The 12,974-nt window shown below is 39.8% G+C and carries 14 protein-coding genes and 1 pseudogene; 5 read left to right on the top strand and 10 right to left on the bottom strand.

Annotation, left to right across the window (positions count from 1 at the left end; all coding sequences use genetic code 11):
* Positions 1-1,430 (bottom strand): annotated as a pseudogene (locus E4635_RS09815) (hypothetical protein); the annotation flags it as partial.
* Positions 1,431-1,879: 449 nt separating this feature from the next.
* On the opposite strand from E4635_RS09815, the gene folE reads away from it, so the two are divergent.
* From folE to lgt, 4 genes are all read left to right on the top strand, one after another.
* Entirely contained in the window at positions 1,880-2,551 is a 672-nt protein-coding gene (gene folE / locus E4635_RS09810; protein ID WP_135526458.1) for a GTP cyclohydrolase I FolE, read from the top strand.
* A gap of 64 nt (positions 2,552-2,615) precedes the next feature.
* Positions 2,616-4,109 (top strand): cysteine--tRNA ligase, encoded by a 1,494-nt coding sequence (gene cysS, locus E4635_RS09805; RefSeq protein WP_135526457.1) that lies wholly within the window; start codon positions 2,616-2,618, stop codon positions 4,107-4,109.
* A gap of 4 nt (positions 4,110-4,113) precedes the next feature.
* Entirely contained in the window at positions 4,114-4,341 is a 228-nt protein-coding gene (yidD, locus tag E4635_RS09800) for a membrane protein insertion efficiency factor YidD (RefSeq protein WP_135526456.1), read from the top strand.
* 33 nt (positions 4,342-4,374) lie between these two features.
* Positions 4,375-5,313 carry a prolipoprotein diacylglyceryl transferase gene (gene lgt / locus E4635_RS09795; RefSeq protein WP_135526455.1) on the top strand — a complete coding sequence of 313 codons (939 nt, stop codon included), beginning with the start codon at positions 4,375-4,377 and terminating at the stop codon, positions 5,311-5,313.
* 80 nt (positions 5,314-5,393) lie between these two features.
* Here the strand turns inward: lgt and E4635_RS09790 are convergent, their stop codons facing one another.
* From E4635_RS09790 to rsfS, 7 genes are all read right to left on the bottom strand, one after another.
* Positions 5,394-6,272: a superoxide dismutase gene (locus E4635_RS09790; protein ID WP_135526454.1), complete on the bottom strand. Its 879-nt coding sequence runs from the start codon at positions 6,270-6,272 to the stop codon at positions 5,394-5,396.
* Complete coding sequence (locus E4635_RS09785; protein WP_135526453.1) at positions 6,269-6,544, bottom strand: acyl-CoA-binding protein; 276 nt, start codon at positions 6,542-6,544, stop codon at positions 6,269-6,271. The genes E4635_RS09790 and E4635_RS09785 overlap by 4 nt, the downstream gene beginning before the upstream one ends.
* Positions 6,544-7,194: a phosphatidylserine decarboxylase family protein gene (locus E4635_RS09780; protein WP_135526452.1), complete on the bottom strand. Its 651-nt coding sequence runs from the start codon at positions 7,192-7,194 to the stop codon at positions 6,544-6,546. The genes E4635_RS09785 and E4635_RS09780 overlap by 1 nt, the downstream gene beginning before the upstream one ends.
* Positions 7,184-7,990: a phosphatidate cytidylyltransferase gene (locus E4635_RS09775; RefSeq protein ID WP_135526451.1), complete on the bottom strand. Its 807-nt coding sequence runs from the start codon at positions 7,988-7,990 to the stop codon at positions 7,184-7,186. The genes E4635_RS09780 and E4635_RS09775 overlap by 11 nt, the downstream gene beginning before the upstream one ends.
* Before the next feature lies 1 nt (position 7,991).
* The gene (locus tag E4635_RS09770) at positions 7,992-8,597 is read right to left on the bottom strand and encodes a lactate utilization protein B/C (protein WP_135526450.1); all 606 of its coding nucleotides are present in this window, start codon (positions 8,595-8,597) and stop codon (positions 7,992-7,994) included.
* A gap of 109 nt (positions 8,598-8,706) precedes the next feature.
* Positions 8,707-10,623, bottom strand: a complete 1,917-nt coding sequence (ftsH, locus tag E4635_RS09765; protein ID WP_135526449.1) for an ATP-dependent zinc metalloprotease FtsH — start codon at positions 10,621-10,623, stop codon at positions 8,707-8,709.
* An 11-nt stretch (positions 10,624-10,634) separates the two neighbouring features.
* A complete protein-coding gene (gene rsfS, locus E4635_RS09760) occupies positions 10,635-11,006 on the bottom strand; it encodes a ribosome silencing factor (RefSeq protein WP_135526448.1) in 372 nt (123 codons plus the stop codon).
* 98 nt (positions 11,007-11,104) lie between these two features.
* On the opposite strand from rsfS, the gene E4635_RS09755 reads away from it, so the two are divergent.
* Complete coding sequence (locus E4635_RS09755) at positions 11,105-11,836, top strand: biotin--[acetyl-CoA-carboxylase] ligase (protein WP_135526447.1); 732 nt, start codon at positions 11,105-11,107, stop codon at positions 11,834-11,836.
* Positions 11,837-11,890: 54 nt separating this feature from the next.
* On the opposite strand, the gene E4635_RS09750 is transcribed toward E4635_RS09755, so the two are convergent.
* Together E4635_RS09750 and pyrE are read right to left on the bottom strand one after the other, a co-directional pair.
* Entirely contained in the window at positions 11,891-12,283 is a 393-nt protein-coding gene (locus E4635_RS09750) for an SRPBCC family protein (protein ID WP_135526446.1), read from the bottom strand.
* Positions 12,284-12,325: 42 nt separating this feature from the next.
* Positions 12,326-12,973 carry an orotate phosphoribosyltransferase gene (pyrE, locus tag E4635_RS09745; RefSeq protein ID WP_135526445.1) on the bottom strand — a complete coding sequence of 216 codons (648 nt, stop codon included), beginning with the start codon at positions 12,971-12,973 and terminating at the stop codon, positions 12,326-12,328.
* Position 12,974: the final 1 nt, after the last annotated feature.

The following is a 12,974-nucleotide window of genomic DNA, read 5'->3' as shown; positions in this document are numbered from 1 at the left end:
GTACCCCCGGAAGTCAATCCCGATAAAGTCGGAAGCTGAGGCGTTGTCACATCAGAACAGTAAGGACTGCCAGTATAAGAAAACGTGCCCGAAGGAGTCGAAACAGCATTTAATGGGAAGCTTTTGGATTTTATACATCCTGTATTGAATACTTCCACAACAACCCAAATCAATTCTCCTGCTCCTGCACTCAGATAAGAGCTTAAATTAGCCGCAGGGATAACCGTACCGGTTTCAGACCCCGCATGGTAAACAATGCTATAATCCGAAGCAGGTAGGCCATTGAGCATATAAGCTGTTTGGTCGATATTAAAAGGATAAGGCCCCGCTCCTGTAACGCATATCGTTTTCGGTACCGGCTCGCGGAGCGGGAAATCTTCAATTTTTACTGTTTCGGTATCTTGAATCGTAACCGTACTCCCATCGCACTCTGTATAGGTTACAATAGCGGTATATGTTGTTGGATTGACAGTAGGGCAAACATTAAGCGGGTTAACGTTAGTAGTGCTTGCGGCCATAGGAGTTCCGTTTTCCAGCCATGTCAGTGTTGCATTGGAAGGTCCAGCCTGAGAAGGTGTAAAACGCCAAGCTTCATTACTGGCAGTCCAAGCATCGTTTGTATTTCTTCCAGGAGGAACTGTTCCTAATGTACCTGCCTGATTCATAACCCCTATTACCCCAACTCCATTCTGCCATCCGGTACATCTGGTCCTACTAGTAACAATAACATCTATAACGTTTGTTGTTTCATACATAACGATATAGCTTGTTTGTGAATCACCACCACAACTATAATGAGGTATCTTGCTATAATGAACAATAAATCGCCTGTTTGGTGCAGTACCTTCTACATAATACTTAATATATTGTGTGAATATATCGACTATTCCCGTAGGAGCGGTATTGATTGTTTGAGTAGGACCATAACGTCTGTACTCCGTATCCTGGTAAACCCCGTAAATGGCATTTGCCGTATGGAATCCAGGAGAAGGCAGGTTTTGGTTGAAACCCCAATTACAACCGCCATCAACGTAAGGTTCTTCAACCCCTCCAGGAATCCCTCCCGGGTAAGCCGGATCAATATTAAAAGTAACAACCCCATTGGTTCCTACTAATATACGATCATATTTTTGGCCATAAAAACAAAAATTGAAAGGCAATGGCACAATTCCTCCCCAGATATCATCCCTATGGTCATTTTCATCAATTGCCAATTCGGTACCGATAGTCGTAATTGCCGGCACTGTATGCAAAATTGGGGCAACGGTATAAGTCCCAGTTGGTTTTGTGGCTAGATAATTCACCTGTAAATCGGTACAATCACCAGGATTACAAACCGGTAAAGGAGTATCAATACTAATGGGCAAACTTTGTGATTTAGCACTAAAGCACCCTAAAAGTATTAGGATTAGAAGTATTTTTCTTTTCATTTTTATTTTCGGTTAGGTTTAAAAACGCCGAAATTTACATAAATTTAAGAATACTTTAATATTAATTTAGTTGTTTTTTTTAAATTTTAACAAAATACGAATTATTTAAAATTACCATTTTATTCCTGATAATCTTTAATATAAAAGAATTAAAAATAAGATTATCTTAAAATAAATTCTGTTTTTTTAAGAAAATACTTGTTTTTTTTACTATCTTTTTTCTATAGTGGATTTTGACAAAAATGCATCATTATCAGTTATTTGTTGCGAATATCCCTTTTGAAGAATGGGTTTAAATCGTTGTCTGAAACATAGTACCGCTATTTACCATTTCTACCATTAATTTCCACAAAACCGGACGGCTATTCCCTGCTTTTTAATTAAAATTTATCAATTATTATTATTTATATTTGCAGTAATTCTATAATTTAGCACTAAAACCTTATTTAATGGCTCATAACGACGATTTTCAAGACGAAATTGGAAACAATCATATCGCAACTAATGCAAAAAACCCTTTACGTAAAGATGCTTTCGATTTATCTGATGAAAGCAAAATAGAATCCATCAAAAAAGATGTCGAAAATATCTTGACAACCCTTGGGATGGACTTAACGGACGACAGTTTAAGCGGCACCCCTAACCGTGTGGCAAAAATGTTCGTGAAAGAAATTTTCGGAGGATTAAACCCCAATAAAAAACCCAAGAATTCCACTTTTGCCAATAACTACAAATACGGCGAAATGCTTGTGGAAAAAAACATCACCGTATATTCTACCTGCGAGCACCACCTTCTGCCTATTGTAGGCCGTGCGCATGTAGCTTATATTTCCAACGGGACGGTAATAGGTTTGTCCAAAATGAACCGTATCGTAGAATATTATGCCAAAAGGCCTCAAGTACAGGAGCGCTTAACGATGCAAATCGTACAAGAATTGCAAATCGCTTTAGGCACCCAGGATGTGGCCTGCGTAATTGATGCCAAGCACCTTTGTGTAAATTCCCGCGGGATAAAAGACATAGAAAGCAGCACCGTTACTTCGGAATTTGGCGGAAAGTTCAAAGATGAACACACTAGAAGGGAATTCCTGGATTATATCAAATTAGATACAAAATTTTAAATTAGCTTATAAATAGCCACTCGTCTTTTGAGACGGGACAGGAATAGCTTCAAAAAACAATAAGATGCCGTTATATAAGAATCAGAACATAAAAATATACAATTCCCTTACGGGGGAAAAGGAAAATTTCACACCCATCCATGAAGGAAATATCGGCATGTATGTTTGCGGACCAACCGTTTACAGCAATGTGCATTTGGGGAATGTGAGGACTTTTATGTCTTTTGATGTCATTTACAGGTATCTGCTGCATATGGGCTATAAAGTCCGTTATGTCAGGAATATAACCGATGCAGGGCATTTGACCGATGACGGCGATGTTGAAAACGATCGTTTTGTGAAACAGTCAAAACTGGAAAAGCTGGAGCCGATGGAAATCGTCCAGAAATATTCGGTTGATTTCCATAAGGTTTTGGATGCTTTCAATTTCCTTCCTCCTACTATCGAACCAACCGCGACAGGCCATATTATCGAACAGATTGAACTTACACAAAAACTGATCGACCTCGGATTTGCTTATGAAAGCAATGGTTCGGTATATTTTGATGTACTTGCTTACAATGAAAAGGGACTGAATTACGGCGAATTGAGCAACCGGAACGTCGAAGAGCTTTTTGCCAATACAAGAGACCTTGACGGGCAAAGCGAAAAGAAAAACCCACAGGATTTTGCCCTTTGGAAAAGCGCTTCACCGGCCCACATCATGCGATGGAATTCTCCTTGGGGAGATGGTTTTCCGGGATGGCACCTAGAATGTACCGCCATGAGTACCAAGTATTTAGGAGAAACCTTCGACATACACGGAGGCGGAATGGATTTGAAATTCCCACACCATGAATGCGAAATTGCACAAGGAAAAGCTTGCAACAATGCGGCACCGGTAAACTACTGGATGCATACGAACATGCTCACCATGAACGGGTTGCGAATGAGCAAATCTACCGGTAATTATATTTTACCAATGGAACTTATCGAAGGCAACAACAGTTTTTTCGAAAAACAATTTGAACCTAATATTGTCCGTTTTTGCTTTCTCCAGGCACATTACAGAAGTGTTTTGGACATTTCCAATGATGCCATGGTTTCAAGCGAGAAAGGATACAACAGGTTATTGGAATCTTATAAACTGATTGCTTCGCTTAAACCCCATTCGGCTTCTTCATTGGATATTACAGCCTGGAAACAAAGCTGTTACGATGTTATGAACGATGACTTCAACACTCCGATTTTAATCGCGCAGTTGTTTGAAGGCGCCCGCTTTGTCAATTTGGTAAATGACGGAAAGGAAACCTTAACCGCCGAAGATATCCAGCTTTTGGAAACCACTTTTTCAAGTTTCTTATTCGATGTCCTTGGAATCAACAATGAAGCTTCCTCAAGTTTGGGGATCGCTACCCTTTCGGAAAAATTAAGAGGGACCGTCGAAATGCTTATCGGAATGAGGAATGAAGCACGGGCCAATAAAAACTGGCAGTTATCCGATGACATACGCGATCAGTTATTGGCTATTGGAATACAGCTGAAAGACGGAAAAGAAGGTACAACATTTTCAATTTAATAATGTGAGCCCACAAAAAATACTCATATGGCCATTCGTATTTTTGGTGAGGCTGTATCAAACCGTACTGTCGCCTTTAATGCCCGCTGCCTGCCGGTACACGCCTACGTGTTCGCAATATACCATTGAAGCCTTGCAAAAACACGGCTTGCTTTATGGAGGTTATTTGGGCGCCAAAAGGATCTTAAGCTGCCATCCGTGGGGCAAAAGCGGTTACGACCCTGTACCATAAAACATTAATTTCAAGAATTTATACATACAACAAATGACACATTTTTTAAGCATTATCTGGAATCCTTCCGAAGGAATACAAATAGGTTCCTTCACCCTTCATTTTTACAGCCTGATGTTTGTGGTGGCCTTTACTTTGGGCTGGCTTTTGATGAAGCCGATCTTTACAAGAGAAGGCGAACCTATCGAAAAACTGGATAGCTTATTTATTTATATGGTAGTCTCGATTTTGGCGGGAGCCAGGTTAGGCCATGTGATATTTTACCAGCCGGAACTATTCTTACAGGATCCTTTGAGTGTTTTTTTACCGTTTCGATTCAATCCGGAATTCAAATTTACAGGTTTTCAGGGATTAGCCAGTCACGGAGCGGCCATATTGGTGATTGTAGCTATGTATTTCTATAAAACCAAAATACTCAAAAGATCCTACTTATGGATTTTGGACCGAGTTGTAATTCCTGTGGCGAGCGGCGCGATTTTTGTCCGTTTGGGTAATTTTTTCAATTCCGAAATTTACGGGCCAATCACTTCCGGAGATAAATTTTATGCTGTCAAATTTGTGCGGGAAGATGATTTCTGGGCAGATAAGAATATCCTGCAGATGACGCAGACCAATAACGAAAACCAGGCTTTTAAACTCATCGAAACTGATCCGAAATACATCGATGTCCTAAACCAGATCCCTTTTAGGCACCCGGCACAGCTTTATGAAGCTTTTGGTTATATATTCGTATTTGCCTTATTGTATTTTTTATATTGGAAAACCAATGCACGCCAGAAGGAAGGCTATATTTTCGGGATGTTTTTAGTGACTTTATTTTCCATCAGGATTTTGGTGGAATCCGTAAAGGAAAGCCAGGGCGGTTTTGAAAGCGTTTTGGGACTGTTGACAACCGGACAATGGTTGAGTATCCCTTTTGTATTGGCAGGGCTTTATTTTATCTTCAAGGCCAAAAAAACGGAAGGAGCATAACACACTTCAAACTACATACAACCAATAAAAAAACCCATTCAAAACGAATGGGTTTTTATTTTATATTTTCAGGTAAATAATTATTCTCCTGTTTTTTCTTCTGGTTTTGGTGTGACAACCGGCTGTGCCTGAACTGGCGTTTCGGTTCCGGGAGCTTCCACAGCAGTTTCTGTTGGTACGGAAGAGCGGGCTGCTTTAGGAAACGCATCGTATCTCTTCTCTATTTTCTCCCAATTGACAACACTGAAAAAAGTATTGACATATTCCCTTTTCCTGTTCTGGAATTTGAGGTAATACGCATGCTCCCATAAATCCAAATTCAGGATTGGAACACTGGTAATACCTAAATTCTTCATGAGCGGATTATCATTGTTTGCCGTATTGACTATCTTCAATTTTCCTGTCTTATCGGAAACGAGCCAAGTCCAGCCCGAGCCTATGAATCGTAATGATGCTTCCGTAAATTGATTCCTGAATTCTTCAAAAGAACCGAAATCCTTATTGATAGATTCCATCAAAGCTCCTTCAGGCTCTTTCCCTGTTGCCGGCCCAAGGCCTTCCAAAAAGAAATTATGATTGTAGACTCCTCCTGCATTATTCCTGACCACCGCATCCGAAGCGTTCAGGTTTTTTAATATCGCATCAAGCTCCAGTGTTTCGTATTTTGTCCCCACAATGGATTTATTGAGGCTGTTTACGTAACCCAAAAGATGTTTCGAATAATGTATTTCAGTTGTTAAAGCATCAAAATGCGGTTCCAGAGCGGTATAACCATAAGGCAATTCTAAGATTTGAAATGCTCCTTCCGCCGCTTTCACATCAGTAGGCTTCCCTCCTTTTTGCTTCACGGCCACGATAGGCGTGGCAGGGACATCAACCACTTCATGAAGCGTGTCTTTCTTACATGAAACTACAGTAGCGGCCGTCACGGCAATAACAAACAACTGAGTGGATTTCATAACTTATTGTTTAGTATTTCGTTTATTAAATCGATATAATGGCGTTTTGCCTCATCCTCGGTTATATGGCTTACCTGGAGCCATGCATTATTCTTGAAAGCGTCCCTTACATCCTGGTTGGCATAATTGATACTGCTTAAAGAACCGAAAGTAGCCTGTTTGTAGTACGCATAAATACGCAACATGACATCTTGGGGCAACGAATCCTGCTCCATATTAGAAGCCTTTTCAAACGCTTCTTTAAATAATGTATCTAAATCTTTTTCAGACATTACTTCACAGCAATAACGGTTTTATTCCCTATTGCTTTTTCATTTAAATTTACATTTACCTTGGTTCCAAGCGGCAGGTACAAATCTACCCTGGACCCGAATTTTATAAACCCTGCATCTGTTCCCTGAACGACCTGAGTCCCTTCTTCGGCATAATTTACAATACGTTTGGCCAATGCGCCCGCAATTTGACGGTACATGATTTCTCCAAAAACACTGTTTTCGATCACAACGGTCGTACGTTCGTTTTCGGTACTTGCTTTAGGATGCCACGCCACCAGGTATTTTCCAGGATGGTATTTACTGAATTTCACCAATCCCGAAACAGCATAACGAGTAACATGAACATTAATCGGCGACATGAAAATGGAAACCTGCAAACGTTTGTCTTTAAAATATTCGGCTTCAAAAACTTCTTCGATAACCACCACTTTCCCGTCAACAGGAGCGACAATAGTATTGTTATCTACCGCAATGGTACGGTTGGGATTTCTGAAAAACTGCAAAATCATCACATAAAAAAACAGTGCCAAAAGCTGCAAAGCAATTCTTAACCAGGCAAGAGTAACAAATTCCCCAGCTAAAACAATCCCTGCAACAAACAGTATACTGGCTATTAAAATAATTTTCGATCCTTCTTTATGAAACATAAACTAAAATTTTATAAAATAAAAATAAAAACGGTGCTACAAATATAATACTATCCAATCGATCCAGCATGCCACCATGGCCAGGCATGATATTCCCGCTGTCCTTCACGTTGGCGGCCCTTTTGAATTTCGATTCGACCAAATCCCCGATAGTGCCCAGGAAACTAACACAAATAGCGGTTATCACCCAAACATAAACCGGTTCCTGAACATAAAATAACGCAATTAAAACACCTGCCAAAAGGGCAAATGCCAATCCTCCCAGGAATCCTTCAATGGTTTTTTTGGGAGAAATGCGTTCCAGCAATTTATTTTTCCCGATAGATTTCCCAACAACATAAGCAAAAGTGTCATTCGTCCAAATCAGTATAAAGATACCAATTATTATTGAAGGAACGTAATCAGTAGTCAACATTGGGATTTTGACGATAAGGATGAAAGGCAGTATGATGTATCCGATGAGCCTAACCCATTTGGCCTGCCTGTCATTTCCGGTGTTCTTATTTGAAAACAACCAGAAAATCAACCTTGTAAGCACTACCAAAGAGGCAAAAACCAATCCGAAATCAATAAAATCACTTGAAGTTGGAAATACCGCAAACAACACATAAAGCACTCCTGAAACAAGCAATGCCGGAAGTTTGGGCAATTGGATCAAATCACAAAATTCGCGTGCCGTCTGAAGCAGGCACAATCCGAAAAGCAGTAAATACGATTCGGGGGAGAAAAGCGTGGCAAACAGCAAAACTGATATAAATACTAAACCAGATAATGAACGTATCAGAGTTTCATTCATTTTACAAATCTTCTAATAGCAGTAAATACAGGTTTTTCTGAGAACTTCCGTAGTGCAAGAAATCTTCTTCTTTTACTTTTTCGAAGTATTTGATAGTCGTTATATTGGTAGGGTAATCAGTGGTATAACGTTTTTTTATTTCCCTCAAACCATCACTTTTGCTCAGGATAATCTGGCTGGTCGTCGCAACAAGGACAATACTGTCCGGCAGTTCGTTCGGTTTGTTCTGTTTGATCTGGTTGGATGAAAACAAGACTGAACCTTCATCTGCAACTAGGTTTTCGCAGCTTGCCAAAAGGAATTTAGGATTGGTGGGTTTGTCAAAAGAGATGTTGTTTTCCTGGAGCATTTTGAACAATCTCGGCTCGAGGCACAAGGCTTCGGATTCGAACCAGTCATTTTCTTCCAGGATATTCTCAAATTGCTCATTTAGTTCCGCTACATTTTCACAATATAAAAACTTTCCTCCGTTTTTTTTGAAATTATGAGTAAACTGCTCATCGATAGGGAGTTGAGAATGTAAATCATGAAATGGGCTGTATTCACTTTCGCCAGCATCATTTGACGCATCGCTACTTGAACCAAATATTTTTTTGAAAATACTCATAGACAGTAGTAAACTATAGGGTAATTACTCTTTACCTATCAAAGGTAAAAAAATCTTAACCTAAATTGCCATTCAGATTAAGATTTTTATGTATTTTATTAACTAAGTTTTAAACAATTTCAGCCGATGGCACTTGGTCAAACGGGCGTTTACCAAAGATCGTTTCCAAATCATCCTTAAAGATAACTTCTTTTTCGATCAGGATATCGGCCAGCTTGTTCAGCTTGTCTTTATTCTCCTTAAGGATCATAATCGCCCTTTGGTACTGGGATTCAATCAAAATAGAGATTTCTTCATCAATTGTCCTGGCAGTTTCCTCAGAATACGGTTTTGAGAAATTATAATCCGTCTGGCCTGAAGAATCGTAATAGGTGATATTCCCAAGCTTATCGTTCAAACCGTAAACCGTAACCATGGCACGGGCCTGTTTGGTCACTTTTTCCAGGTCACTTAACGCTCCTGTTGAAATATTATCGAAAATAACCTTTTCTGCAGCACGTCCGCCCATAGTGGCACACATTTCATCCAGCATTTGGTTCGGGCGTACGATCTGGCGTTCTTCCGGCAAATACCAGGCAGCTCCCAAACTTTGTCCTCGCGGCACAATAGTTACTTTAATAAGCGGTGCGGCGTGTTCCAGCATCCAGCTTACCGTAGCGTGGCCGGCTTCGTGAATCGCGATGGCTTTCTTTTCTTCCGGTGTGATGATCTTGTTTTTCTTTTCCAATCCGCCTACAATCCTGTCCACGGCATCCAGGAAATCCTGTTTGTCTACTGCTTCCTTATTGTTTCGGGCGGCAATCAAAGCGGCTTCATTACAAACATTGGCAATATCCGCACCTGAAAACCCTGGCGTCTGTTTGGCCAGGAAATCTGTATCGAGGTTTTCCACTTTTTTAAGCGGCCCAAGATGTACTTCAAAAATAGCCTTACGCTCCCTGATGTCCGGTAAATCCACATAAATCTGACGGTCAAAACGGCCTGCTCTCATCAATGCCTTGTCCAGCACATCTGCCCTGTTGGTAGCTGCCAAAACAATTACATTCGAATTTGTACCGAATCCGTCCATTTCCGTCAGCAACTGGTTCAATGTGTTTTCACGTTCGTCATTAGAACCTGAAAAATTATTTTTGCCACGGGCACGTCCTACCGCGTCGATTTCATCAATGAAAATAATAGCGGGTGATTTTTCTTTTGCCTGTTTGAACAAATCTCGCACACGCGAAGCTCCTACTCCTACAAACATTTCAACGAAATCCGATCCTGAAAGAGAAAAGAAAGGCACCTGGGCTTCACCGGCAACGGCTTTTGCCAATAATGTTTTTCCTGTTCCCGGAGGCCCTACAAGCAAAGCTCCTTTAGGGATCTTACCTCCAAGGTTCGTATATTTTTGTGGGTTTTTAAGGAATTCAACTATTTCCTGGATTTCTTCTTTGGCACCTTCCAAACCGGCAACGTCCTTGAATGTGGTCTTGACATCTGTTTTTTCATCAAACAATTTTGCCTTCGATTTCCCTATACTGAAAATCTGTCCGCCTCCGCCACCGTTTCCACTGGACATACGGCGCATCATAAAGAACCAGAAGCCCAGCAAAAGTATGATGGGAAGGAAACCGATCAAATCAGTCCAGTCGCTTGATGTTTTGTAATCGTAAGAAACGAGTTTTTTATTTCTTTTGGCTTCATCCAATTTATTTTGGAAAATCTCGTCATTCCCTATTTCTAATGTATAATGAGGCCCAAGGTTAGGGTTTTTCAGTAAATCCTCTTTAGGGATATCTTTATGTGATTTTAGCTTTAAAGCTGCTTTTTTCAAAAAGACCTCAGCTGTTTTTTTATTGTAAACCACCACCTTCTCCACTTGGCTAGAGTCCAGGTATTCATAAAATTTAGATACGGTGGTTTTGGTCGGCTCCACCCAACGGGACTGGCCTGAAATCCACATGGCTAGGAAAATTGCTGCAATGATGCCGTAAATCCACCACGGATTAAATTTAAAATTATTCTGTTTGGTCTCTTGTGACATAGATATTTTATTTAATATTTGTTTTCAATAGATGTGATTTTTGCGTCACCCCAAAGACTTTCAATGTTATAATATTCACGAATGTGTTTTTGAAAAACATGCACAACAATATGAACATAATCCATTAAAACCCAGTCAGCAACATCTGACCCCTCTACATGCCAAGGTTTGTCTTTAAGTTCTTTTGAAACTACTTTTTGAACCGAATTCACGATTGCGTTAACCTGTGTATTTGAATTTCCATTACAAATTACAAAATAGTCGCATACCGTATTCTCCAATTCCCTTAAATCCAGAATATCTATATCGTTACCTTTTACTTCTTCAATTCCTTTGATGATATTTGCTAACAAAATATCATTGCTTATTGCTTTTTTCGCCATTTATTTCTTAAAAAATATTTTTTACAAAGTTATTGTTTTTTGTCTTTATTTTGAAGATAAAATTAAGATACTTCAGTTATAGTTACAAAATCCGACATATGAAAGTAATCAAACTCGATGCCATAGATTCCACCAACGATTTTTTAAAAGGATTATCACAAACACAAAACGTCGAAAACTTCACTGCCGTAACTGCCAAAACACAGACAAAAGGCAAAGGACAAATGGGATCAAAATGGCTGTCAGAAAGCAATAAGAACCTAATAACCAGTATATTAATACGCGACACCTTAACTTCTATTGAAGATATATTTATCCTAAACATGACAGTTGCTTTAGCCATTGTTGAAGCCCTGAAAAAATATAAAATCCCGGCTGTATCCATCAAATGGCCTAACGACATTATGGCAGAAAACAAAAAAATAGCTGGCATACTGATCGAAAACAGCATCAAAGAAAACGGCAAAATCGATTCGATAGTGGGCATCGGGCTTAATGTAAACCAGACAGATTTTGAAAACCTGCCAAAAGCATCGTCGCTAAAAATATATATGGGGCTGGATTTTGATACCGAGAACCTTCTGGAAAGCATTGTGGATGAAATGCAAACCTATACCACAAAAATCAAAAACGGGGAAACTGACAGCCTATGGCAGGAATATACTCAAAACCTGTTCAGGAAAGATATCCCGACGGTTTTTGAAGATAACAAAGGGCTTAAATTCATGGGGCTTATCCAGGGAATAAACCCCAACGGGAAACTTGAGGTTTTACTCGAAGATGACAGCGTGAAGCAATTCGGGATCAAGGAAATCACAATGGTATATTAAAAAACCTCCCCGGGAATCAGGAAGGTTTCAAAAATTATAAAATGCTGTTTAATATTACAGCTTATGCATATTTTCTGCCAAAGTCTCAATAAATTTACTGATAGGGCCTTTGATCATCATAGCCATCATGGCATTGAATTCACCGTCAAAAAACAATTGGACATCTGTAGATGCAGCACCGGTTTCCTGGATATTCGCCGTTAAGGTAAATGGCAGTTTATCGGAAGCCGCCCCAAGTACGATTTTAGACGTTGGCACCTTTTCTTTCATTTTCAATTTGATTTCCGGCATTCCTTTCAAACCGAAAATAAAAGCATTTTCATCAAGTACTTCAAATTTCGCAATAGTATCCGGCATTAATTTTTCAAAATTCTTAACCTGCGATAATTCATTAAAAATATATTCGGCCGATTTCTGAACGGTAACTTTTTGACTTTCTAAATTCATTTGTATGTAAAATAATAGATTTAAGATGATAGGTAACGGGCACTAAACCTCAACATTCCATTCGGACGGGCTTTTTTTCCATTGCTGCAGCAATTCCTGTTCCGTTTCGGTTATGTATTCTTTGGCTACGGCCAATTCCAAAAGGTTTTCGTAATTACTCAAGGTAAAGAGGTCCACTTTGGCCTGGGCAAAATTATCTTCTGCCACCTGAAACCCATAGGTAAAAACAGCTGCCATTCCTTTTATGTTGGCACCCTCGTTACGCAAAGCCTCAACTGCAAGCAAACTGCTGTTCCCGGTGCTGATAAGATCTTCCACCACAACCACATTTTGCCCTTTTTGCAAGAATCCTTCCACCTGGTTCAAGCGGCCGTGTTTTTTGGCCTCAGGCCTTACATACACAAAAGGAAGCCCCAATGATTCCGCCACAAGTATACCTATACCGATAGCTCCGGTGGCAACACCTGCTATAACATCCGGTTTCCCGAATTGCTTTTCGATATTCTTGGCAAATTCGTCGCGAATGTAATTTCTGATGGCTGGAAATGAGAGAATTATCCTATTATCACAATAAATGGGGGATTTCCATCCGGAAGCCCATGTAAAAGGATTTTTAGAATTCAATTTAATTGCATTTATTTGTAAAAGCAATTCGGCAGTTTGACTAGCTGTATCTTTATTAAAAATCATA

Origin of the sequence: Flavobacterium humi, assembly GCF_004745595.1 — a bacterium.
Classification (GTDB): domain Bacteria; phylum Bacteroidota; class Bacteroidia; order Flavobacteriales; family Flavobacteriaceae; genus Flavobacterium; species Flavobacterium humi.
This window is presented reverse-complemented; position numbering and strand designations above follow the sequence as displayed.

Bases quoted from the DNA above. Each gene is read 5' to 3' on its own strand.
- E4635_RS09790 (WP_135526454.1), bottom strand. From the start codon at position 6,272: ATGAAATCCACTCAGTTGTTTGTTATTGCCGTGACGGCCGCTACTGTA.
- E4635_RS09755 (WP_135526447.1), top strand. From the start codon at position 11,105: ATGAAAGTAATCAAACTCGATGCCATAGATTCCACCAACGATTTTTTA.
- folE (WP_135526458.1), top strand. From the start codon at position 1,880: ATGGCTCATAACGACGATTTTCAAGACGAAATTGGAAACAATCATATC.
- lgt (WP_135526455.1), top strand. From the start codon at position 4,375: ATGACACATTTTTTAAGCATTATCTGGAATCCTTCCGAAGGAATACAA.
- pyrE (WP_135526445.1), bottom strand. From the start codon at position 12,973: ATGATTTTTAATAAAGATACAGCTAGTCAAACTGCCGAATTGCTTTTA.
- E4635_RS09780 (WP_135526452.1), bottom strand. From the start codon at position 7,194: ATGTTTCATAAAGAAGGATCGAAAATTATTTTAATAGCCAGTATACTG.
- E4635_RS09785 (WP_135526453.1), bottom strand. From the start codon at position 6,544: ATGTCTGAAAAAGATTTAGATACATTATTTAAAGAAGCGTTTGAAAAG.
- cysS (WP_135526457.1), top strand. From the start codon at position 2,616: ATGCCGTTATATAAGAATCAGAACATAAAAATATACAATTCCCTTACG.
- E4635_RS09770 (WP_135526450.1), bottom strand. From the start codon at position 8,597: ATGAGTATTTTCAAAAAAATATTTGGTTCAAGTAGCGATGCGTCAAAT.
- rsfS (WP_135526448.1), bottom strand. From the start codon at position 11,006: ATGGCGAAAAAAGCAATAAGCAATGATATTTTGTTAGCAAATATCATC.
- E4635_RS09750 (WP_135526446.1), bottom strand. From the start codon at position 12,283: ATGAATTTAGAAAGTCAAAAAGTTACCGTTCAGAAATCGGCCGAATAT.
- E4635_RS09775 (WP_135526451.1), bottom strand. From the start codon at position 7,990: ATGAATGAAACTCTGATACGTTCATTATCTGGTTTAGTATTTATATCA.
- ftsH (WP_135526449.1), bottom strand. From the start codon at position 10,623: ATGTCACAAGAGACCAAACAGAATAATTTTAAATTTAATCCGTGGTGG.